Below are 21,339 nucleotides of genomic sequence, written 5' to 3' on the forward strand. Positions count from 1 at the left end.
TCTCTTATCCATTAACGCTTTAAGCCAGGTGTTTCGACAGTACCACCATTGCCGGTTTTTGCCATATACATAGACAAAGCGATAGTCACATCTGAGCCATAAATAGGGTAAGGAAAGCGTTGCTGACGGAAGCAATCATTCAAGCGTTGTTGCATCGTCCAAAATTGTCCGCTCGATACGCGGTAGGCTGGCCAATAACCCCAACCCAAAGCGGCACCCTTTTGCTCTGTGATGTTCGGTAAATCCTGTAAGCGAATACGCTTGCCGTTTTCAGCATGACAAGATGCGCAAGAGAAGTCCATTGGACCACCCTGGAAGAAGAAAGCACGCTTACCAAGGTCATACATCTCTTTTTCTTTTGGATGCGCGGTACTTACTTTAATCTTGTCACCCTTAGATAAGGTAACAACATAGGCAACGATAGCCTCCATATCCTTTTTAGGACCCTTTTGGAATGGAGCATCAATCATTTCCTGTGGATCGCGACCCTGCAATACCTGCATGCACGTCATCAAGCGTGACTCTAAATCTTGAACCTTATTGGTGTCTTTAAAGTAGCGTGGCAGTTGTGCCGCTGCGCCCTTCACTACCCCCGGCCCTAAACCCAGATTACATTGCTCAAGAGTTGCGTTCTTTGGGCCAGCCGGCTTTTTCCACAACTCTTCACCTGCCGCCTCGTAGAGCTCTGAAGGATTTCCATCGGCAATCATCTCGCGATATTTAGCAATATCGTCAGTAGCACTCTTTTGTGCTGACACCGAAGATGTCATTGTTAATAAAGCTGCTACCAAACCAGTAGCTAGCCCTAAGGTCAATTTACGCTGCATTTCCTACCCTTTCAGAACCACGGAGGCGGTGAAGATTTATTAAAGCAAAAAAACAATTAAGAAACAGTTGCTTCATCAGTGCGTTTATCGCCCTTATTATCATTCCAAGTCACAGCAATTTTGTCGCCCTTAGCGCCCTTGTACTTAAAGTTCAAAAATGGGTCCTTAGAAACTGCAGGACCAAATTCGCCAGCGAATACTTTTTTGCCGTTGGCCGTAACATTAATGGTGCTGATAAACCACTGAGGAATAGTTTTGCCGGCAGCATCTTTGCGCTGACCAGATTCCATATCGTGTTTCATCAAAATTTTTACGTCAACAGTACCGCCATTTTCAGCAGCTCTTACGCGCATTGGATCAGCCATTTTGGTTCCTTTTTTACTTTATATGTAAATGAATTGTTCTATTGAATTACCGCGAATTAACCGCCGCAACCACCAAGCGTTACTTTGACTTCTTTAACAGTCATCAACCACTTACCATCAGCCTTGACTAATCCATAGACATTAGATGTTTGACCCATCTTGATACGGGTAGTAACGAATGGCTCAGTACCAGCAGGAATAAAGAATTGGGCAGCGAGTGAACTTGGGTTCTTTTCAACCAAAATTGCCATCTGCTCCGCTTTAAGCGAGGTAGTAATTCCGACAGGAACTACCGCACCATTTTCGGCAATATCAGGAGCATTCAATGTAACTGCGGCAGATTTATCTGGGCTACCAGCACCTAAAATTTTAAAAACATCATCCAAGCTCTTACCTTCAAAAGCGGCTTTATTCCACTCTTGGGCTTGAGCAGTACTAATAAGGCCTGTAGAAGCCATCAAGCCAAACACTGCTGAGTACTTCAATACACTGCGACGCTGCTGATTCATAAAAACTCCTTTATTAATCTTCATTACTCTCAATTTATTGCTTATTTTGCATTAAAACACTGTGGATACCACCTAATTCCTTAATTTATTTACCGCCTGAAAGCATCCAAACCACCAAAGCCTTGCGATCCTCATCAGAAAGCTGTGCTTGAGCTGGCATCGGGATTGAACCCCAAACACCCGCTCCCCCAAGCTTCACCTTGGTCATTAACCGATCCACCGCACCACTTTGCCCCTCATACTTTTTGGCAATATCTGCAATTGAAGGCCCAACTAACTTGGCATTAGGGGCATGACAAGCTGAGCAGTTCTCATTCTTAAACAGTGCTGCCGTACCTTTTGCTGCGGAAGAATGGGTATCTGCTGCATGTGCCAAACCCGCACCTGAAGCCCCAGGCAATTGCTTAATCGGTGGTTTTGTAGTGTCTGCACCGCGATATGGGCCATACATACGATTTTGCTCTGCAATATTTTCATGCGCATTGCGAGCAAAGTCTGGCAAGGTTGACCCAATTTGCACAAACGAAACACAGTTATGCATACATGCATTGCCAGTAACGTCAGGCTTATCTTTTACATTCCAAAAGCCGTGCTTAGTCGTCATGCCGTTACGGTTCGGCATTTTAATTTCAGCAATATTCTTATCGCTCAGAACGAAATCGTCAGGAACAATTTCGCCAAGACTCAAAATAAATGCAACCAATGCATAGGTGTCATCAGGAGTTAGCGATCTAGGCGCATTCCACGGCATTGCGCGGTAGATGTAATCCCACAATGTGGATACTGTAGACAGCTTCATTAAAGTAGTTCTTTGCGGCTGCTTTGTATCTTTTAATGAGGCAACTCGACCCGTCTTCAGATCATCCTTAGTGGTACCACCAGCAATAGGTGTAAAGATTTCATTTGACTCACCGAAGGTACCGTGACAACTGGAACATTGAGCCTCCCAAATAATCTGCCCTTTTTCAACTGAACCAGATCCTTTTGGCAAACCCTTAAAGTCTGGACGCACATCAATATCCCAAGCTGCAACTTCAGAAGGAGTTGCCACTCTACCAACACCAGGAAATTTTGTTGAGTCTGATTGAGCAAATACGAATTGCGCAACCACTGTAATGAGCGCCGCAACTCCTAGGCGGATCTTCAATTTATCCAACTTGAACATTGCTCACCTCGCCATTTGAATCTAATTTCCATGATTGAATTGCATTGTTATGGTAAATCGAGCGTGTACCGCGAACATTACGAAGTGTCTTGATCGTTGGTTGTATGTAGCCGGTGTCATCCATGGCTCTTGATTGCATGATTGCCGGAGAGCCATCCCACACCCAATCAATATTAAAGCGCGTAATGGATTTAGTAAGTATGGGCGTTTCTAAACGGGCTGTACGCCAATTATTACCGCCATCGAAAGACACATCGACTCGTGTAATTTTTCCTCGACCAGACCAGGCCATGCCGCTGACGTTGTAAAAACCTTTATCTAAAAGTTGTTGGCCGCCTGATGGTGTAGTGATAACAGATTTGCATTCCTGAATTGATGCATATTGACGGTGATCACCATTTGGCATCAAATCGATGTAATGAATTGCCTCATCCTTAGAGTTCCATGGGGCATCGCCTACTTCTAAGCGGCGTAACCATTTCACCCAACTAACGCCCTGAACCCCAGGAACTACTAGGCGTAACGGGAAGCCATTTTCTGGGCGCAGCATCTCACCATTCATGGCCCAAGCCACAATGGTGTCGTTAAGGCAGCTCTCAAGATTAATGGTACGAGTCATTCCTGAGCCATCACCGCCCTCAGCCAACATGAACTTTCCTTTTTTGAGATCAGCACCGCACTCTTCCAGCAATACCTTTAAAGGAACTCCTGTGAATTCACAGCAAGAGAGCATGCCATGCGTGTACTGGACAGTTGGAACAGCTACGTTGCCCCATTCCAATCCAGTATTCGCGCCACACTCAATAAAGTGAGTACGAGAAACTGACGGCAAGCGCATTAAGTCGTTCATCGTGAAAACACGCGGGTTCTTAACTAAGCCATTCACCATCAAACGATGTGTTTCAGGATTGATGTTGTACCAACCTTGATGGTGACGTTCAAAATGTAAACCGTTTGGAGTGATAGTTCCAAACAGACCTTGGAGAGGTGTAAAGGCGACAGATGCAGCAGAGACACGCGTAAGCCCAGGAGACTCACGTCGAATTAAATTAGATTCATAAATAGATGGCACGCCGTATGGCATGGTTGCTACGTTTTTGCCAAGCGTGGTTTGCCATTCTTGCTTCTCAAGGATAGCTGGATCGCCATCACCTGCTGCCATAGCTAGTGGAGCCGCTAGTCCAGCGGCTGCACCACCAAGTGCAGACATAAAACCTTTACGTAAAAAACCACGACGATTTTCATCCAATCCGTTTGCATTGATGTCGGCGATGAGCTCCTGAGAAATAAAATGTTCAGGTGCCTTTACAAGACGAGCTTGATTGGGCGGCTTTTCGATAGCGCTAATATCCTGCGCGCTAATCTCAATTTGTTTTTTGGTCATTTGATATCTGCTTTGGTCAATAGATATTTCGAAATTAATGCAAGCTCTCAGCAATTTTTGCGCACACGGTTTGGCACATTTCTACAGTGGCGTTATCAGCAATTGAGTAAAAGACAGTGGTACCCTCTTTCCGCCTCAGCAAAATTCCCGCTTTATGAAGCGCAGAAAGGTGACGTGAAACATTGGCCTGACTTGAGCCGCATAATTCAATCACCTCGGACACAGACTTTTCACCGCTACATACTGCATACATAATGCGCAGACGTGACGGCTCCGAAAGAACATTGAAGTATTCAGCAACTCGTGAAAAAACCTCTTCCATTGCTTGTGGGGAAAGGTCCTTGGTAGCTTTTTTTGCCTTAGCTTTTACATTCATTATTTATAATCATATATGCGTATACATACATATTAAATACCTAAGGACCCTGTATTCATATAGAGAAATACCCTAGCCTATAGACGCAATACAATGTGAGGATGGATATTGATGCAATTCTGCTGTCCTTAAAGCTCGCTTTTTGTACCATGGCCCTGATGTTGCCATTTGGGATATGGGTTGCCCATAAGCTAATGCATCTCAATAGAAGCAGACCATGGGTTGAGGCTGCTTTGGCACTCCCCTTGGTACTTCCACCTACAGTTTTAGGCTACTACTTTCTGGTTTCATTTGGTAACACTAGTATTTTGGGCGTTCCTCTGGTTTTCTCATTTACAGGGATCTTGCTTGCTTCGCTCATTGCTAATATCCCATTTGCCATTCAGCCCATACAAAGAGCCTTTGAGGCCATTAACCCTGAAATTCGGGAGGCTGCCCAAGTCAGCGGCCTGAGTAATTGGCAAATCTTTCGCTTAATTGAACTGCCTCTCTCTTGGCGTGGCATCACTGGTGCCGCTGCCCTCACCTTTGCCCATACCCTTGGTGAATTCGGAGTTGTCCTGATGGTGGGCGGCGCAATACCAGGCGAGACAAAAACAGCTTCTATTGCAATTTACGACAAAGTTCAAAGCTTTGATACCTCCGGTGCCGGTGCCATTGCACTTGTGCTCTTAAGCATATCCCTGGTTTGTATTGCGCTTTCCTATGGAGTATTAGGGCGTAGGCCAAATCCGAGTAAAGGCCTAAGCTAATGCTAAAGGTCAAAATTCAGCAGGCAAGCCCAAGCCCGCTGCAAATTAGTCTGGAGTGCGCACCAGGTGAGTTGCATGCTTTGGTTGGGCCCTCAGGAAGCGGCAAAACTACAGCCCTTAGAACTATTGCAGGCTTAAATAAACCTGCTAGCGGGAAAATTGAGTGCGATGGTCAAGTCTGGTTTGAAGCCGATGATCTTGGCAATAAAGTGCAACAACTCTCCCCCGCGGAGCGCTCTTGCGGCTTCTTGTTTCAGCAATATGCGCTTTTTCCGCATCTGAGCGCCCTAGGCAATGTGATGATTCCATTACAGAACTCCGATCTCAACACATCGCAGCGCAAAGCAATTAGCCTTGATCTACTGGATCGCATGGGCATTGCCAATCTTGCAGAGCGCATGCCAAATCAACTGTCTGGCGGACAGCAGCAACGCGTGGCCCTTGCAAGAGCGCTTGCTAGACAGCCTGAAGTCTTATTACTTGATGAACCATTTTCAGCGATTGATACGCCGACACGCCAAAGTTTATATAAAACTTTGGCAGACTTACGCTCAGACTTAAATATCCCTATCTTGTTAGTCACGCATGACCTGCGTGAGGCTGATTTATTGGCTGATCAAATTACGGTGATTGACCAAGGCATCAGTCTGCAAACTGCGGCGCCGCAAGTACTCTTTCAGAAACCAAGAAATTCCAGAGTTTCTGAATTGGTCGGCATCAGTAATATGTTTCATGGTGTATTTGACTCTGGCAGCTTGAGTTGGGATGGTTGCGACAGGGTCTTTAACGTTGCCGACAAAGGCAAGATTCCTCCGAAAGTTCGCGTAGCCTGGGTTATTCCTCAAAGTGGCTTGAGCGTTCATGCTGGCCCGAGTAATGCTAGCTTGCCAGCGGTAGTTGAAAAGATGAGCAGCCTTGGCCAAATAGCCGTTATTCAATTACGAATTCAGAATAGTCAAAACACGATTGAGTGGGAAGCCTCTTCAGCTGAAGTCAAAAGGCTGTGTATGGAGGTTGGCAGTCTGATGCATTTAGAACTTGATGGAAATCAAATTCACATCATGCCATTACGCCTAATTAATGACCCTAGACGCTTCATAGGGCACTAAAAAAGTGTTTTGAGCTGAGATAGCAGTCAGGTCTCGAGCTGGGGCGCCGTTCATTAAAGTCCTACTAAAACGCTAGTGTTTATTACCCTATGCATAGAAATGGTATTTTGATTAATATGCTAGTGTCGTCTCAACATCATTAACAACCTTCTCAAATAATGGAGTTTTATATGCAAAATAGTCGTCGTCAATTTATGATTTTATCTGCTGCTGGTGCCTGTACTTTGGCATTGAACGGTCAAGTTCAAGCTCAAGCCATGGTTGCTGAAACTGATCCACAAGCTGCTGCATTGGGTTACAAAGCAAACGCTACTACTGTAGATAAAGCTAAGTATCCAAAGTACGCTGCTGGTCAGGTTTGCAGTAACTGCGCCCTGTATCAAGGTAAAGCAGGTTCTGCTGCTGGTGGTTGCTCATTGTTTGGCGCTAAGCAAGTTGCTGGTCCAGGCTGGTGCTCTGCTTATGCTAAGAAAGCCGGTTAAGTTGCAACGCTAAATCAAAAAGCTGCTTCGGCAGCTTTTTTTACGCCCTCTTTTTGGCTACCATCCCAAGCAATGCTGACATACCAGTATGCCTTGCTCCCTCTGATAATTCTTTTTCGTAGCACTGGAGCTCAAGCACTTCAAAACCTTGACTTAACTCGCGAATCATTTCTTCGGTGTAGAGATGCTCTATCAGTGATGGGCCACCGGTTTTGTATTCCAGTTGCTTTGGGGTGTATCCCTGCAAAATAAACAGGCCGCCTGATTTCAAAGTCTGGCGTACTTGTTGGAAAATTCTGGCGCGCATTTCGGGATCGGCAAACTGGATGAAGATCCCAACTACCGCATCATATGTATTGGCCTGCCAATCAAAGCCATCGGTGTCACAAAGACTGTATTGAATATTGACTTCGTTATCAGCAGCGAGCTGATTGGCTTTGGCAAGTGCAATATCAGAAACATCGAAGCCCGTTACGCGCATCCCTTGCTTGGCAAGCCAAACACCATTTCGCCCTTCTCCATCAGCAATACAGAGAACAGAAGAGTTGGGCTTTAGATAATGGGACGCTTGCTCAACCAGAAATTCATTTGGCTCTTTTCCAAAGATAAATTCTTGTTTATTAAAACGTTCATTCCAGAACTGGGTAGCATCACTAAAGCCCATAAATTCCCTGATCTTGAATATTTTATGGAACTTACTTCTTCAGTCCACCAATGAGATCACTCTTTAAATCTACCACGCTCTCAAGCCCAACAGCGATACGGACCAAGCCATCAGTAATACCTGCGGCTTTACGAGCCTCTGGACTGACTCGACAGTGTGTTGTGGTAGCAGGATGGGTGATCGTTGTGCGAGTGTCCCCAAGGTTTGCAGTAATGGAGCAGAGCTTTGTTTGATTAATCAAATTGAAAGCCGCTTTTTTTCCACCCTTCAGTGTGAAAGACAAAATAGCGCCACCTGCTTTTTGCTGGCGCTTAGCCAACGCATGCTGCGGATGGGACTTCAGACCAGGATGGTAAACACGCTCTACTCCCGGCTGTTTTTCTAGCCATTGAGCAATCTCTAGAGCATTTTGACTCTGCTGCTTCATGCGCAACTCGAGAGTTTCCAAACCTTTTAAGAATACCCAGGCATTGAAGGCTGAAAGTGTTGGGCCGGCAGTACGCACATAGGGAAATACTTTGCCCATAATGAAATCATTGCTGCCAACAATTGCACCACCAACTACGCGACCCTGGCCATCCAAGTATTTAGTTGCCGAATGAATCACGACGTCAGCACCTAATAAGAGAGGTCTTTGTAAAGCCGGCGTACAAAAGCAGTTATCAACCGCAAATAGTGCCTGAGCTTTCTTTGCTATTTTGGAGATAGCCTTGATATCAGCAATCTCAGTCAAAGGATTGGATGGTGTTTCCAAGTAAAACAATTTGGTATTTTCTTGGACGGCATTTTGCCAAGCCTTGGTGTCCGCTAAATCCACATAGGTCGTTGTAATACCAAAGCGTCCCAGAATATTGCTAAATAATTGGATGGTGGCGCCAAACACAGAGCGAGAGCAAACAACGTGGTCTCCGGCCTGAAGATGGGACATTGCCATTGTCAAAATAGCAGCCATACCAGAAGAAGTGGCAATACAAGCTTCGCCACTTTCTAGAGCAGCCAAACGATCCTGGAACATGCTGACAGTAGGATTGGTAAAACGAGAATAAATAAAACCCTGATCTGCATGTGCAAAGCCATCCGCTGCAAGCTCTGCACTATCAAAGCAAAAACTGGAAGTGAGGAACATAGCCTCAGAGTGCTCTTGGTATTCAGCAGTACGGCGAGTACCTGCACGAACCGCTAAGGTTTCAAGCGCAAGTTTAGAAAAATCAGGTTTTTTTCGGATTGGTTTACTCTTCATACCGCTATTTTGACACCGAATTACAGAATTGCCTCAGGCGCACACGCCCGAGGAACTCGATCGTTGTTTTTAGTCTTCTGTTGCTAAATGCAAATGCAGTTGAGAACGGGCAAAGTCGCTAGAATCGTGCTGACGGTCGGCCTTCGCTTCGGAAGTATTGCGAGCAGCCTCCAGAGCATCCAAATAAGATTCATTGATATCGCCAGTAATGTAGTGACCATCAAAACAAGATGCCTCAAAGTTCTGGATATCAGGGTTGATATCTTTGACGGCCTGCTTCATATCTTCGACGCTTTGATAGATTAATTGGTCTGCACCAATCAACTTATTGATCTCTTCATCAGTGCGGCCATAAGCAACCAACTCACTACGCGTTGGCATATCGATGCCATACACATTAGGGAAGCGCACAGGTGGTGCAGCGGAAGCAAAAATCACTTTCTTGGCGCCGGACTCTCGTGCCATCTGCACAATCTCAAATGAGGTAGTACCACGAACAATAGAGTCGTCCACAATTAAGACGGTCTTATCTTTGAACTCAATGCGCATGGCATTGAGTTTCTGACGGACTGATTTTTTGCGCACAGCTTGGCCAGGCATGATGAAGGTTCTACCGATATAACGATTCTTGAAGAATCCTTCGCGGTAATCAACACCCAGACGTTTAGCAACCTGCATTGCTGCTGGACGGCTAGAGTCAGGAATCGGCATCACAACATCAATCTCGCCTGGAATCGTTTCTTTACGAATCTTTTCAGCGAGGTAATCACCCATGCGCATCCGCACGTTATAAACAGTCACGCCATCAATTGTGGAGTCTGGACGAGCCATGTAAACATATTCAAAAATACAAGGTGTCAGAACTGCATCAGCAACACACTGACGCGAAGAGAAATTGCCATCCAAATCAATATAAATTGCTTCACCAGGATTTACATCGCGCACAAAGGTAAAGCCAAGGCCATCAAGTGCAACAGACTCAGAGGCAATCATCCACTCTGGACCCTTCTGTGTATCCATGCGCCCAATGCAGAGAGGTCGAATTCCAAACGGGTCGCGAAACGCCAATAAGCCATAGCCCGCTATCAAAGAAACTACAGCGTAAGAGCCTTTAACACGCTTAGTGACTTGTGTAACAGCGTTAAACATCGCGCTCTCATCTAATGCAGCGCTATTGGTTTCTTTTTGAAGTTCATCAGCCAATACGTTCAACAACACTTCTGTATCGGAACTGGTATTGATGTGGCGACGATCACGATAAGCCATCTCTACACGCAGGCTAGCCGCATTAGTCAGGTTGCCGTTATGCGCCAGAATGATGCCGTAAGGAGCGCTGACATAAAACGGTTGAGCCTCTTCCTCACTGCTTGCTGATCCAGCAGTTGGATAACGAACCTGACCAATACCAGCACTACCTAAAAGACTTCGCATATTGCGAGTTCTAAATACATCTCGCACAAGACCATTGGCTTTATGCATCGTGAATGAATTGCCATTCATCGTTGCCATGCCAGCAGCATCTTGACCACGATGTTGTAGCAACAACAACGCGTCATAAATGAGCTGATTCACTGGGGAGTGGGAAACTGTTCCGACGACGCCGCACATAAGCCTAGATCCCTATTGTTAATGAAGGTGTAACGGTGGGTGTAATTTTAGGCATTGCATTACTTAATTGCTTTGCCCAGTCTGCCGGCAACCAACCCTTAATTAAGCCAGTTGCCATATCGATAGCTGGTCGGGTAATTGCCTTCTGCCATGCGACGCTCTGAGGAATAGGAGTCAAGGCAGCTAATGTAGCCATCACTACGACAACGACACCACCACGCGCTAAGCCAAATACGAGACCAAGAAATCGATCTGTCATGCTCAATCCAGCAGACGCAATAATCTTCTGAATCACATTGCCGATCAAACCACAGACAATCAAGGTAAGGATAAAGAGAATGAGGAAGCTCACACCTAAGCTCAGTAACTCATCCATATGAAAAGTAGATAACCATTCGACAGAAAGGTAGTTTGTATAGTGATATGCAACCCAAGCAGCTACAAACCAAGATGCTAGTGCCAGCACCTCTTTGAAAAGACCTCGAGAAATCCCCACCAATGCAGAAACTAATAGCACTACCAGGGTGAAGTAATCCACCGTGGTTAACTTCAGGGTGGACAAATATTCCATTAAGGGGCTTCCACCTCAACTAGCCTTGGAGATAAGCCCATGGCTTTCACTTTTTTCTCAGCAGCTTCAGCAGCATCCTTATCAGCAAAAGGCCCCGCTCTCAATAAGAAAAGTTTTACTCCGTCAGTACCGGTCTTATTTAAAACGTAATTAGGAATCTTTTGATCCTTCATCTTGGCTATCCAGCCCTTAGCTCGCTCTTCGGATGCAAAAGCACCAACCTGGATGACATATTTACCGGGCCCCATTTTTTTAGGGGGCTCTTCAGTTTTTGATTTAGTGATTGCATCTGGTGCAATGATGACTTCTTCACCGGCGGCCAAGCCACTAATGGAATTTGATTTACTTACTGCGGGGGATGATTTCGCTGCAAGCTCTTTGGGTGGAGTAGGCGCTTTTTCTTTCGCTGGCACTTCAACAGTAGCAGCCGAACTCGGCTTCTCATCATTTCCGGATAAAGCAGCGTTAGGGGTAGGCAGACTAGTCACAATATTGACAGCAATATCGTTATTCACAGACTTAGGCTTATTGTCCAAAATACGAGGAAGGCCAACTACCGCAATTAATACTAGAACGGCCGCACCAATCAGACGATGGCGGGCACGTTGTTGATCTGGATCTTCTGTAAAAGCGAGCTCTTCATTTTCTTGAGCGCGCTGAAAACTGCGGGGGGCTAATTTATTGACTGTACGACGGCCCCTCACCGAAGCCCGATCAAGGTCTTCAGTCTCAAAGTTTCGCTTAAAAAGCTTAGGTAAACGAATCATGGATCAATGGGCCTGGTTATTTCGATATGCCATTACTCCGGCAACGGTATAGAAGGATCCGAAGATAACAATTCTATCACCCTCACCGGCCTTAGAAAGCGCTTTTTGATACGCTGCAGCAGGATCTGGGAAGCATTCAATGCCACCATCTTCCCCATTTTTAACGGACACACCCAGATCTATCAACTTCTCAGATAGTGCTGCGGTACTAGCGGCGCGTGGAGTTGGTAAATCTGTGCAAAACCAGAAGTCCACGCTACTTAATAAGGGCTTAATAACCCCAGCAATATCCTTATCTGCCATTGCACCAAAAATGGCATAGGTATAGGGGTGGTAGCCCATCTTATCCAAGCCTTGCCCCAAGGTGGCTGCTGCATGAGGATTGTGGGCAACATCTAAAACGATCGTTGGCTGACCTGGTAGAACCTGAAAACGACCTGGCAGCTCCACCATAGCAAAGCCATTCCGAATATCCTGCGCACTAACCGGCAGTCGTTGATGTAAGGCCATTAATGCAGCAATCACGGCGGAGGCATTCAGAATTTGATTGGCACCACGTAATGCAGGGTAGCCTAAGCCGCTAAAGCGTTTTTGACGCCCTGCCCAACCCCACTGCTGCTTATCACCCTGAAAGTTATAGTCACGGCCTTGGAGCCATAAATCACAGCCGAGTTTTTCAGCGTGATCAATCAAAGTTTGTGGAGGTACTGGATCTCCACAAACTGCAATACCACCAGCTCGGAAAATACCTGCTTTTTCAAAACCAATTGCCTCACGTGTGCCACCCAAAAAATCGGCATGATCAATATCGATACTCGTGACAATCGCACAATCTGCATCAACAATATTGACCGCATCCAAACGGCCACCCATTCCAACTTCAAGCACTACTGCATCTAATTGAGCATTGGAAAATAAATGCATGATCGCCAAGGTGGTGAACTCAAAATACGTTAAGGTTGGCGCATCCACTAAGCTAACGCGAGCTTTTTCAACAGCTGCAAAATGCTCTAGCAAAAGATCATCTTTTACCTCTTCACCATTAACGCGTGCACGCTCGTTAAAGACGAGTAAATGTGGCGACATATGGCAGCCAACCTTGTAGCCAGAGGCTAGCAAAATAGTCTCAAGGTAGGCGCAAGTAGAACCTTTGCCATTGGTGCCAGCCACAGTAATCACCGGGCAATCGAAGTGAAGGCCTAGGGCATCTTTAACACGATTGATGCGTGCAAGACCCATATCAATACCAACGGGATGGGCTGTTTCGAGGTGACTAAGCCAAGCCGTTAAGCTAGAAAAAAGGATGGGAGTTTGGAGGGCGAGATTCAAGCGCTTTATACAGCTGCGCTACCCGCAATCGCAGGCTCAGGGAGTTGCTGTAGCAAAGCCAACAAACGGGCAATCTCACCTCGCATCTGGCGACGATCAACGATCATGTCGATGCCGCCCTTTTGCATCAAAAACTCAGAGCGCTGAAAGCCTTCTGGTAATTTTTCACGCACAGTTTGCTCGATCACACGCGGACCAGCAAAACCAATTAAAGCCTTTGGTTCGGCCATCACTACATCGCCCATAAACGCAAAGCTGGCAGAAATTCCACCCATGGTTGGGTCTGTTAAAACGCTAATGTAGGGCAAACCTTTTTTAGAGAGCAGAGTGAGCATCGAGTTAGTCTTCGCCATCTGAAAAAGAGATAGCAAGCTTTCTTGCATACGCGCACCGCCAGTAGCGGTCATACAAATAAAAGCACACTTCTTAGCAATGGCTTCCTGTACGCCGCGAGCAAAACGCTCACCTACTACCGAACCCATTGAGCCACCCATGTATTGGAATTCAAAGCAGGCCGTCACCACTGGAATGCTCTCAATTTTTCCGCCAAGAACAATTAAGGCCTCGGTTTCGCCAGAAGCATCACTAGCTTCTTTTAAGCGATCAGGGTACTTTTTGGAATCTTTAAATTTGAGTGGGTCGACTGGATAAATATCAGCGCCAATTTCATAGCGACCCTTTGGGTCTAAAAGACTATCGAGGCGCTGACGGGCGCCAATGCGCATGTGATGACTACACTTAGGACAAACCGATAAATTTGCTTCGATATCAGTGCTATACAGTACGGTTTCACAGCTGGGACACTTAACCCAAAGTCCTTCAGGAACAGACTTGCGATTAGCAGGATCCGTATGTTGGATTTGCGGGGGTAGTAATTTATCGATCCAGCTCATCAGTATTTAACTATCCAGTGCATTAACTATCTAAAGCGACGCGAATTTCACGAATGAAGGTTTCGAGTGATTGTACCGCTTGGCCAGGGGCAGAATCCTCCAAAAGACGAATAATTCGACTACCAATCACCACCGCATCAGCGGTTTTTGATACTGCACGGGCACTTTCAGCATCATTAATACCAAAACCGACTGCGATCGGAATTGACGTAGCCTCACGAATTTTAGGAATAATGCTTGCCACATCCTGAGTATTCAGATGAGATGCGCCAGTTACTCCGCGCATAGAGACATAGTAGATATAACCAGAAGCTATTTTAGCAGCGTCTTTTATACGCTCTGGTGATGAAGTGGGAGCCAATAGAAAAATTGGATCTACGCCCGCTGCCCTCATTTGATTAGCAAAATCAACGCACTCCTCTGGAGGATAGTCCACGATCAAAACACCATCAACGCCGGCAGCTTTAGCTTCCGTTGCAAAGCGCTCCGCTCCCATCTGTTCGACTGGATTGGCATAGCCCATTAAAACGACTGGTGTAGCAGTATCGACTTTACGAAACTCTTTCACCATTTCTAAGCAACCACGCAGAGTAACGCCTTGTGTCAGCGCTCTTTCAGACGAGCGTTGAATAACAGGACCATCTGCCATCGGGTCAGAAAATGGCACCCCAAGTTCAATGACGTTAGAGCCACCACGAACTAATGCGTGCATTAATTCAACAGTGAGTTTGGGATCGGGATCACCAGCGGTAATAAAAGGGATTAAGCCTTTTTTCCCGCTAGCTTTTAGTTCATTGAAGAGTGCAGTAATTTTTGACATGGAAAATCGTATCTATTCTTATATGTGACCTAATGATGAACTAGGGATTAGCCCTCGGAACCAGTAGCTTGTGCAACGGTATGCATGTCCTTGTCACCACGTCCAGATAGGTTGACCAAGATCGTTTTATCTTTAGGAAGTGTGGCCGCTAATTTACATGCATAGGCAATCGCATGAGCAGATTCTAGGGCGGGAATAATGCCTTCAATACGGCAGCAGTCATGAAAAGCTTTTAATGCTTCTTCATCCGTTATTGCTACATAGTCAGCGCGGCCAGAGTCCTTTAACCACGCATGCTCAGGACCAACGCCTGGGTAATCCATGCCAGCAGAAACTGAATGCGTTTCTGATATCTGTCCATTTTCATCTTGCAAAAGATAGGTGCGATTGCCGTGCAAAACACCTGGCTTTCCAACGCAAAGGGCTGCTGAGTGAAGGCCACTATTGAGGCCATGACCTGCAGCTTCAACTCCAATTAATTTTACTTCCGGGAAATCAATGTAAGGATAGAAAATACCCATAGCGTTAGAACCGCCGCCAACGCAGGCCATGACATAGTCAGGCTGACGCCCAGTCATTACAGGCATTTGTATTTTGCACTCTTCCCCGATGACGCTTTGAAAGTCTCGGACCATCATTGGGTACGGATGGGGTCCAGCGACAGTACCAATAATGTAAAAGGTATCTTCTACATTAGTAACCCAGTCACGCATGGCTTCATTTAAGGCATCCTTTAGCGTCTTCGTTCCAGATTCAACAGGCACCACTTTTGCGCCAAGTAATTTCATACGGAACACATTTTGCGCTTGACGCGCTACGTCAACAGAACCTTGATACACAGTGCAATCTAAACCGAAACGTGCGCAAATAGTTGCAGTAGCAACACCATGCTGCCCTGCTCCAGTTTCAGCAATAATGCGAGGCTTGCCCATGCGCTTAGCCAACATAGCTTGACCGATCACATTGTTAATTTTGTGCGCGCCAGTGTGATTCAAATCTTCACGCTTAAGATAAATTTGTGCGCCGCCTAACATCTCACTCCAACGTTTAGCGTGATAGACCGGTGATGGACGACCTACAAAATGCTTGAGCTCATAATGAAATTCTTCTAAGAATTCAGGATCGTATTGATATTTTGCATAAGCCGCCTTGAGCTCATCCAAAGCAAACATGAGCGTCTCAGAAACAAATACGCCACCGTAAGGACCAAAGTGTCCCCGTGCATCTGGCTTATCGTACATAAATACCTCTTTTATTAGTTACAGCAAATGATTAGGTTGGCGTGCTTGCATCTGCTGCACGCACTGCCTCGATAAACTCTTTCATCAAGGCGTGGTCTTTTACACCTTTGCTGATTTCTACGCCACTAGAGACGTCAACCGCGCAAGGATGTAGACGAGCAATAGCTTCGCCCACGTTGTGAACGTTCAATCCACCACTCAAAACGACCCGAGGCGCGTTTGCGCTTATCCATGCTTGTGGAATTCCTGACCAATCAAAAGGAATGCCCCCTCCCCCATAGCCCTCAACGAGCGCATCGAGCAAAAGAGCATTTGCTTGCCCATATTGTAGGGAAAAATCATCAAACGCGAAGCCTGCCCCAACACGGGCGGCCTTCATCCAGGGCTGACCTGCAGCTAGGCGTTGGCACTCCTCAGGAGACTCATCCCCATGAAACTGCCACAAAGTGATCGGGGCCGCAGCCCTGATGGCCTCAAATTCAGCATCGGTAGCATTGACGACCAATCCAACCGCATCAACCCCAGCTGGAAGCCTAGAAATCAATGCGGCAGCGATATTGGGAGTAACGGCCCTAGGACTTGGGGGGTAAAACACGAATCCAAGCGCATCAACACCTGAGGTGACAGCTGCATCGACATCCCCTGGCGACTTAAGACCGCAGATTTTGACCCTAGTTCGGCCTGGCGAGTTTGTTATTAAGCCCATAAAGGGAAATGATAAGGGTCTTGAGCTCTTAAAGACATATTTATACAAAAATCGCCTTAGGCAACCAGGAGTTTGAAAGCCAGGGTTTGGGGATATTAAATTCTTCCGGGTAGGCAATTTGCGCTAAATAGAGGCCTGAAGGTGAAAATGTGGGGGCTGCAACACTACGATTTTTTGCGGCCAAAACTTCAGCCATCCAATCAGCTGATTGCTTGCCTACGCCAATTTGGATAAAGCTTCCCACTAAATTGCGAACCATGTGATGCAAGAAGGCATTTCCTGTGATCCTAAAATACAGCCACGGCTCATTCGAGAAAATGTCGATGGAATACATCGTCTTCACTGGAGTCTTACTTTGACATTCTGAGGAACGAAAAGAAGTGAAATCATGCTCACCAATCAAGCATTTAGCAGCAGATCTCATCGCATCGATATCAAACCAGCGATCTGCTGGAAGCATCACATAACCAGCGCGATCTGCAGCCATGGGAGAACGACAAGGCCCTGCATGTAATGCATAGATATAAGTACGTTCGTAAGCAGAATAGCGAGCACTAAATTCATCCGCAACTGGTTGAGCCCAATTGATCACAATGGACTCTGGCAGGAATGCATTAACGCCCCTCACCCAAGACCAGTTATCTCGCTCAACCTCGACATCAAAGTGAACAACTTGACCTAATGCATGAACGCCTGCATCGGTTCGACCAGCAGTGACAACACGTATGGGATGAGAATTCTGGGCATCATTGCCAACAAACGAGGCAATAGCTCTCTCTAACTCATCCTGAACAGTAAGCTGATTGACCTGTGTCTGCCAACCAGAAAAAGCACTGCCGTCATACTGAAGTCCGAGGGCAATGCGCATCAAAGTTTAGCTATTACTCTGCGGAAGCTCGACTAATACACCTTGGGCTTCAACCACAATTTCAGGGTCAATTGATGCGCCAATACGGACAATCTCTTCAAGCGACTTCTTGGCGGCAGAAAAGTCTTCAATGGTGACGTAGGCCCGGGCTAGATTTAATCTCACCCTAAGCTCATCAGGCGTCAGATCCGATGTGGAAGGCTTAGCAACAGGTAAATCCAGATTAATGCTTCCGAATAATGCCTTGGCTTTATCGGACATACCCTCATGATGAGCGTGATCACTTCTATGGTGATCGGGTGCTGGAGATTGCTTCTGCTCGTCTTCAACTGGGTAGTCACGAGCATGAACAGGAGGTAAAGCAGCTTTACGAGAATTATTAACAAAGTACCAAATCAAAAGTCCCGTGATCAAAACAAAAGCAAGCAGACCAAGAAAAGCTGTCTTTACATTAAATCCGCTCTTTCCGGAGTCAAGCACCTCTGGGACACCTTGAGATTCAGCTAATAATTTTTTTAAGTCTGAAATATTCTTCTCTAACTCTTGTGCTCTAGCATTAGTTTGTTCAAGAATTTTTTCTTGTGCAACGATTTCTTCGGTAATACGCTTGTTATCCGCATCTCGGTCTCCACTAGAGCCGATCTTTAAACGATTTTCAGACTTAACAACATCATCAACGCTCACTTCTACGCTAGCTAGGTCACTCTTTTTCTCGGTCCATTTTTGCGCCGACGAGTCTACAAAGTCCTTAGCAAGCTTAGAATCAATCGCTTGCACTGCGGCAGGATCAGGAATCAAGAGCTCTGCGCCAGCGCGCAAACGATTAATATTGCCACCCGCAAAAGCATCTGGATTGGCTTGATACAAAGCCATCATTTTCTGATCGATTGAAAACTCTGGTGAAGCCGGATCCATCTGTGAAGCAATCGAAGATAAAGTTTGCCCAGGCTCCACAATGAACTTAGGCAAAGCACCATTTAAAAATGTATAGATCCTAGTGATCGAACCTGTTGACCAATTTAAGGTCAGCAATAAATCTACAAAGATATCCTCAGAGATCGGTACAGCTTTTACCGTTTCTACCAAAACCATCAAACGCCCATCCTTTGATCGGTACACCATCACTTGGGCATTAAAGTCCAAAATTTTAGGTGAAATACCGAGCCGCTCATAAGCGCTTGCCGATGGTATTGATGCCGATAAAGTGGTTAAAAGAGCTTGCTCATCTGCAGATAATTCAATGGGCACCTCAATTCGAAGACTTTCGCCGGGATTAGATACTAAATTTGCCTTGCCTAATGACACGGCAAAAACACTAGTTGATAGTGCAATGCCAATAAAACTAGCAAAGATAAATTTCAGCATCTGATTATTAGGCATTGCTATCCAATAGAATTCTTAACATTCGACGTAAGGGCTCCGCAGCACCCCACAAAAGTTGATCGCCCACAGTAAAAGCACCAAGATATTCAGGACCCATCGCCATCTTATGCAATCGTCCGATAGGTACCGTCAATGTGCCGCTAACAGCGGCTGGAGATAATTCACGTTCAGTAATCTCGCGATCATTTGGAACCACCTTGACCCATTGATTGTCATTGGCCAATATGGCCTCAATCTCTTTAAGCGGAATATCTTTTTTGAGTTTGACAGTCAGGCCTTGTGAGTGGCAGCGCATCGCACCAACACGAACACATAAGCCATCAATCGGAATGCTGCCTGGGGTTCTAAACGCAGGTCGACCCAAGATCTTATTAAACTCAGCTCCGCCCTTCCATTCTTCTTTGGTTTGACCGTTCTCAACAGGAACGTCAATCCAAGGAATCAAACTACCGGCTAGAGGAGTATTGCGGAAGTTTTTCTTTGGAAAATCCGGTGAACGTAATGTCTCAGTAATTTTGCGATCAATATCCAGAATCCAAGAAGAAGGGTCAGCTAATTCAGTGGCTACGCTATCGCGCAATGCGCCCATTTGCAATAACAGTTCACGCATATTTTGGGCGCCAGCACCTGAAGCTGCCTGGTAGGTCATAGCACTAATCCACTCGACCATATCAGCCTTAACCAAACCACCCATAGCCATCATCATTAAACTGACTGTGCAGTTACTACCAATCCAGTTTTTTCCGCCGGCGGCCAGCGCTTTATCAATCACTGGACGATTTACTGGATCCAAAATCAAGACCGCATCATCCTTCATGCGCAAAGCGCTAGCGGCATCAATCCAGTGACCCTGCCAACCAGCGGCACGTAATTGAGGAAAAATCTCATTGGTGTAATCACCACCCTGACAGGTCAAAATAATGTCGCAACGCATCAGTGCTTTGACATCGTTTGCATCGAGCAAAGTATTTTCACTCTGAGTCACTTTTTGACCATTTAAGAGTGGCACTTCACCACCAGCCTGGCTGGTACTAAAAAATACAGGCTCAATCAGGTCAAAATCTTTTTCAGCCAACATTCTCTCCATGAGAACGCTACCAACCATACCCCGCCATCCAACTAAGCCGACTAAAGGTGTTTTTGTATTTGACATGATGAGCAACTATCTATTCAGTGTGATGAAATATTTTTAATATAAGTAATTCTTATTTTGCAAGGGCAGCAACCACGGCATTACCCATTTCAATGGTAGAAACTTTTTTTGTACCTTCGGTGTAAATATCGGCGGTACGCAAACCTTGGGATAAAACCTGTTGGACTGCCGCTTCGATACGATCTGCTTCTGCAGGTAAACCCAATGAGTAACGCAACATCATGGCAGCAGAAAGAATCGTTGCCAATGGATTGGCAATACCCTTACCCGCGATATCGGGCGCTGAACCATGACTTGGCTCATACAAGCCTTTATTGTTTTTATCCAATGAAGCCGATGGCAACATACCAATTGAGCCAGTCAACATCGAAGCTTCATCTGAAAGAATATCGCCAAACAAGTTACCAGTCACCACCACATCAAATGCTTTGGGCGCCTTCACTAATTGCATAGCAGCGTTATCAACATACATATGCGTTAACTCAACATCAGGATAATCTTTGCCAACACGAATCATGACATCACGCCACAACTGTGAAGTCTCTAATACATTGGCCTTGTCCACGCTGCACACCTTTTTGCTACGCTTACGGGCCGCTTCAAAAGCGACACGGCCAATACGCTCTACTTCAGGTTCGCTGTAGTGCATCATGTCGAAACCTTCACGCGCACCCTTAAATAAAGGCAATTCAGAAGTACGAATACCACGTGGCTGACCAAAGTAGATATCGCCGTTCAGTTCGCGAATAATCAATATATCCAGACCACTAACGATCTCAGGCTTTAAGCTGGACGCAGCGGTAAGCTCGTCATAGCAAATAGCAGGTCTAAAGTTGGCAAACAGCTCAAGATGCTTGCGCAAACCTAAGATGGCTTGCTCTGGACGGAGTTCACGAGCCAAGGCATCATATTTCCAGTCACCCACAGCACCAAACAAAATAGCATCTGCTTTTTTAGCAAGCTCTAAAGTTGCAGGCGGCAATGGATGTCCAGCGACATCATAAGCAGCACCGCCAACAGGTGCCGTCTCTAGGTCAAATTGAGGACCGAGCGCGTTTAGCACCTTGACGGCTTCAGCAACGATTTCCGGGCCGATACCATCGCCCGGTAGGACTGCAATTTTCATG

General features: G+C 46.0%; 23 protein-coding genes. 3 read left to right on the forward strand and 20 right to left on the reverse strand.

The genetic code is table 11. The annotated features are described in order from the left end of the window. Window positions 1–11: 11 nt before the first annotated feature. The 6 genes from soxA to C2759_RS05495 all read right to left on the reverse strand — a co-directional run bounded on the left by soxA (window position 12) and on the right by C2759_RS05495 (window position 4,626). Window positions 12–827, reverse strand: a complete 816-nt coding sequence (gene soxA, locus C2759_RS05470) for a sulfur oxidation c-type cytochrome SoxA (protein WP_215353699.1) — start codon at window positions 825–827, stop codon at window positions 12–14. Between the two features lie 56 nt (window positions 828–883). Continuing rightward, entirely contained in the window at window positions 884–1,192 is a 309-nt protein-coding gene (gene soxZ / locus C2759_RS05475; RefSeq protein ID WP_215353701.1) for a thiosulfate oxidation carrier complex protein SoxZ, read from the reverse strand. A gap of 56 nt (window positions 1,193–1,248) precedes the next feature. Beyond that, the gene (soxY, locus tag C2759_RS05480) at window positions 1,249–1,701 is read right to left on the reverse strand and encodes a thiosulfate oxidation carrier protein SoxY (protein WP_215353703.1); all 453 of its coding nucleotides are present in this window, start codon (window positions 1,699–1,701) and stop codon (window positions 1,249–1,251) included. An 85-nt stretch (window positions 1,702–1,786) separates the two neighbouring features. Then, complete coding sequence (locus C2759_RS05485) at window positions 1,787–2,866, reverse strand: c-type cytochrome (RefSeq protein WP_215353705.1); 1,080 nt, start codon at window positions 2,864–2,866, stop codon at window positions 1,787–1,789. Continuing rightward, window positions 2,850–4,205 (reverse strand): sulfite dehydrogenase, encoded by a 1,356-nt coding sequence (gene soxC / locus C2759_RS05490; protein WP_371816921.1) that lies wholly within the window; start codon window positions 4,203–4,205, stop codon window positions 2,850–2,852. Before soxC ends, C2759_RS05485 begins: the two co-directional genes overlap by 17 nt. A gap of 79 nt (window positions 4,206–4,284) precedes the next feature. Further along, window positions 4,285–4,626 (reverse strand): metalloregulator ArsR/SmtB family transcription factor, encoded by a 342-nt coding sequence (locus tag C2759_RS05495; protein ID WP_215353710.1) that lies wholly within the window; start codon window positions 4,624–4,626, stop codon window positions 4,285–4,287. Between the two features lie 101 nt (window positions 4,627–4,727). Here C2759_RS05495 and modB point away from each other — a divergent pair, with 101 nt between their 5' ends. The 3 genes from modB (at window position 4,728) to C2759_RS05510 (ending at window position 6,969) form a co-directional block, all read left to right on the forward strand. After that, window positions 4,728–5,378, forward strand: coding sequence for a molybdate ABC transporter permease subunit (gene modB / locus C2759_RS05500; protein WP_215353717.1), 651 nt, complete (start codon window positions 4,728–4,730; stop codon window positions 5,376–5,378). Further along, a complete protein-coding gene (locus C2759_RS05505) occupies window positions 5,378–6,487 on the forward strand; it encodes an ABC transporter ATP-binding protein (protein ID WP_215353719.1) in 1,110 nt (369 codons plus the stop codon). The genes modB and C2759_RS05505 overlap by 1 nt, the downstream gene beginning before the upstream one ends. Window positions 6,488–6,657: 170 nt before the next feature. Next, complete coding sequence (locus tag C2759_RS05510) at window positions 6,658–6,969, forward strand: high-potential iron-sulfur protein (RefSeq protein ID WP_046330217.1); 312 nt, start codon at window positions 6,658–6,660, stop codon at window positions 6,967–6,969. A gap of 40 nt (window positions 6,970–7,009) precedes the next feature. On the opposite strand, the gene C2759_RS05515 is transcribed toward C2759_RS05510, so the two are convergent. The 14 genes from C2759_RS05515 to leuB form a co-directional block, all read right to left on the reverse strand. After that, window positions 7,010–7,633, reverse strand: a complete 624-nt coding sequence (locus C2759_RS05515; RefSeq protein WP_215353721.1) for a bifunctional 2-polyprenyl-6-hydroxyphenol methylase/3-demethylubiquinol 3-O-methyltransferase UbiG — start codon at window positions 7,631–7,633, stop codon at window positions 7,010–7,012. A 31-nt stretch (window positions 7,634–7,664) separates the two neighbouring features. Then, window positions 7,665–8,873, reverse strand: coding sequence for an O-succinylhomoserine sulfhydrylase (locus C2759_RS05520; RefSeq protein WP_215353723.1), 1,209 nt, complete (start codon window positions 8,871–8,873; stop codon window positions 7,665–7,667). Between the two features lie 69 nt (window positions 8,874–8,942). After that, on the reverse strand, window positions 8,943–10,481 hold the full coding sequence (purF, locus tag C2759_RS05525) for an amidophosphoribosyltransferase (protein WP_215353725.1): 1,539 nt from the start codon (window positions 10,479–10,481) through the stop codon (window positions 8,943–8,945). A gap of 4 nt (window positions 10,482–10,485) precedes the next feature. Then, entirely contained in the window at window positions 10,486–11,052 is a 567-nt protein-coding gene (locus C2759_RS05530; RefSeq protein ID WP_215353727.1) for a CvpA family protein, read from the reverse strand. After that, window positions 11,052–11,819 (reverse strand): SPOR domain-containing protein, encoded by a 768-nt coding sequence (locus tag C2759_RS05535; RefSeq protein WP_215353729.1) that lies wholly within the window; start codon window positions 11,817–11,819, stop codon window positions 11,052–11,054. Before C2759_RS05535 ends, C2759_RS05530 begins: the two co-directional genes overlap by 1 nt. Window positions 11,820–11,822: 3 nt before the next feature. Further along, the gene (gene folC, locus C2759_RS05540; RefSeq protein ID WP_215353731.1) at window positions 11,823–13,148 is read right to left on the reverse strand and encodes a bifunctional tetrahydrofolate synthase/dihydrofolate synthase; all 1,326 of its coding nucleotides are present in this window, start codon (window positions 13,146–13,148) and stop codon (window positions 11,823–11,825) included. Between the two features lie 5 nt (window positions 13,149–13,153). Further along, a complete protein-coding gene (accD, locus tag C2759_RS05545) occupies window positions 13,154–14,041 on the reverse strand; it encodes an acetyl-CoA carboxylase, carboxyltransferase subunit beta (protein ID WP_215353733.1) in 888 nt (295 codons plus the stop codon). 22 nt (window positions 14,042–14,063) lie between these two features. Further along, a complete protein-coding gene (gene trpA, locus C2759_RS05550; RefSeq protein WP_215353735.1) occupies window positions 14,064–14,861 on the reverse strand; it encodes a tryptophan synthase subunit alpha in 798 nt (265 codons plus the stop codon). Window positions 14,862–14,908: 47 nt separating this feature from the next. Then, window positions 14,909–16,102 (reverse strand): tryptophan synthase subunit beta, encoded by a 1,194-nt coding sequence (gene trpB / locus C2759_RS05555; protein ID WP_215330680.1) that lies wholly within the window; start codon window positions 16,100–16,102, stop codon window positions 14,909–14,911. A 31-nt stretch (window positions 16,103–16,133) separates the two neighbouring features. Then, on the reverse strand, window positions 16,134–16,808 hold the full coding sequence (locus C2759_RS05560; protein WP_215353737.1) for a phosphoribosylanthranilate isomerase: 675 nt from the start codon (window positions 16,806–16,808) through the stop codon (window positions 16,134–16,136). 40 nt (window positions 16,809–16,848) lie between these two features. Beyond that, window positions 16,849–17,676 carry a tRNA pseudouridine(38-40) synthase TruA gene (gene truA / locus C2759_RS05565; protein ID WP_215353738.1) on the reverse strand — a complete coding sequence of 276 codons (828 nt, stop codon included), beginning with the start codon at window positions 17,674–17,676 and terminating at the stop codon, window positions 16,849–16,851. Between the two features lie 6 nt (window positions 17,677–17,682). Then, entirely contained in the window at window positions 17,683–19,056 is a 1,374-nt protein-coding gene (locus C2759_RS05570) for a FimV/HubP family polar landmark protein (protein ID WP_251366912.1), read from the reverse strand. Then, complete coding sequence (gene asd, locus C2759_RS05575) at window positions 19,049–20,212, reverse strand: aspartate-semialdehyde dehydrogenase (RefSeq protein WP_215353739.1); 1,164 nt, start codon at window positions 20,210–20,212, stop codon at window positions 19,049–19,051. The genes C2759_RS05570 and asd overlap by 8 nt, the downstream gene beginning before the upstream one ends. A gap of 52 nt (window positions 20,213–20,264) precedes the next feature. Continuing rightward, a complete protein-coding gene (leuB, locus tag C2759_RS05580; protein WP_215353740.1) occupies window positions 20,265–21,338 on the reverse strand; it encodes a 3-isopropylmalate dehydrogenase in 1,074 nt (357 codons plus the stop codon). Window position 21,339: the final 1 nt, after the last annotated feature.

Origin of the sequence: Polynucleobacter sp. MG-Unter2-18, from assembly GCF_018687675.1 — a bacterium.
Classification (GTDB): Bacteria; Pseudomonadota; Gammaproteobacteria; order Burkholderiales; family Burkholderiaceae; genus Polynucleobacter.

Bases quoted from the DNA above. Each gene is read 5' to 3' on its own strand.
- leuB (WP_215353740.1), bottom strand. From the start codon at position 21,338: ATGAAAATTGCAGTCCTACCGGGCGATGGTATCGGCCCGGAAATCGTT.
- soxZ (WP_215353701.1), bottom strand. From the start codon at position 1,192: ATGGCTGATCCAATGCGCGTAAGAGCTGCTGAAAATGGCGGTACTGTT.
- trpA (WP_215353735.1), bottom strand. From the start codon at position 14,861: ATGTCAAAAATTACTGCACTCTTCAATGAACTAAAAGCTAGCGGGAAA.
- C2759_RS05485 (WP_215353705.1), bottom strand. From the start codon at position 2,866: ATGTTCAAGTTGGATAAATTGAAGATCCGCCTAGGAGTTGCGGCGCTC.
- C2759_RS05510 (WP_046330217.1), top strand. From the start codon at position 6,658: ATGCAAAATAGTCGTCGTCAATTTATGATTTTATCTGCTGCTGGTGCC.
- modB (WP_215353717.1), top strand. From the start codon at position 4,728: ATGGATATTGATGCAATTCTGCTGTCCTTAAAGCTCGCTTTTTGTACC.
- soxA (WP_215353699.1), bottom strand. From the start codon at position 827: ATGCAGCGTAAATTGACCTTAGGGCTAGCTACTGGTTTGGTAGCAGCT.
- C2759_RS05520 (WP_215353723.1), bottom strand. From the start codon at position 8,873: ATGAAGAGTAAACCAATCCGAAAAAAACCTGATTTTTCTAAACTTGCG.
- C2759_RS05505 (WP_215353719.1), top strand. From the start codon at position 5,378: ATGCTAAAGGTCAAAATTCAGCAGGCAAGCCCAAGCCCGCTGCAAATT.
- asd (WP_215353739.1), bottom strand. From the start codon at position 20,212: ATGTCAAATACAAAAACACCTTTAGTCGGCTTAGTTGGATGGCGGGGT.
- truA (WP_215353738.1), bottom strand. From the start codon at position 17,676: ATGCGCATTGCCCTCGGACTTCAGTATGACGGCAGTGCTTTTTCTGGT.
- soxY (WP_215353703.1), bottom strand. From the start codon at position 1,701: ATGAATCAGCAGCGTCGCAGTGTATTGAAGTACTCAGCAGTGTTTGGC.
- C2759_RS05495 (WP_215353710.1), bottom strand. From the start codon at position 4,626: ATGAATGTAAAAGCTAAGGCAAAAAAAGCTACCAAGGACCTTTCCCCA.
- C2759_RS05515 (WP_215353721.1), bottom strand. From the start codon at position 7,633: ATGGGCTTTAGTGATGCTACCCAGTTCTGGAATGAACGTTTTAATAAA.
- trpB (WP_215330680.1), bottom strand. From the start codon at position 16,102: ATGTACGATAAGCCAGATGCACGGGGACACTTTGGTCCTTACGGTGGC.
- C2759_RS05530 (WP_215353727.1), bottom strand. From the start codon at position 11,052: ATGGAATATTTGTCCACCCTGAAGTTAACCACGGTGGATTACTTCACC.
- accD (WP_215353733.1), bottom strand. From the start codon at position 14,041: ATGAGCTGGATCGATAAATTACTACCCCCGCAAATCCAACATACGGAT.
- C2759_RS05560 (WP_215353737.1), bottom strand. From the start codon at position 16,808: ATGGGCTTAATAACAAACTCGCCAGGCCGAACTAGGGTCAAAATCTGC.
- C2759_RS05535 (WP_215353729.1), bottom strand. From the start codon at position 11,819: ATGATTCGTTTACCTAAGCTTTTTAAGCGAAACTTTGAGACTGAAGAC.
- C2759_RS05570 (WP_251366912.1), bottom strand. From the start codon at position 19,056: ATGCCTAATAATCAGATGCTGAAATTTATCTTTGCTAGTTTTATTGGC.
- purF (WP_215353725.1), bottom strand. From the start codon at position 10,481: ATGTGCGGCGTCGTCGGAACAGTTTCCCACTCCCCAGTGAATCAGCTC.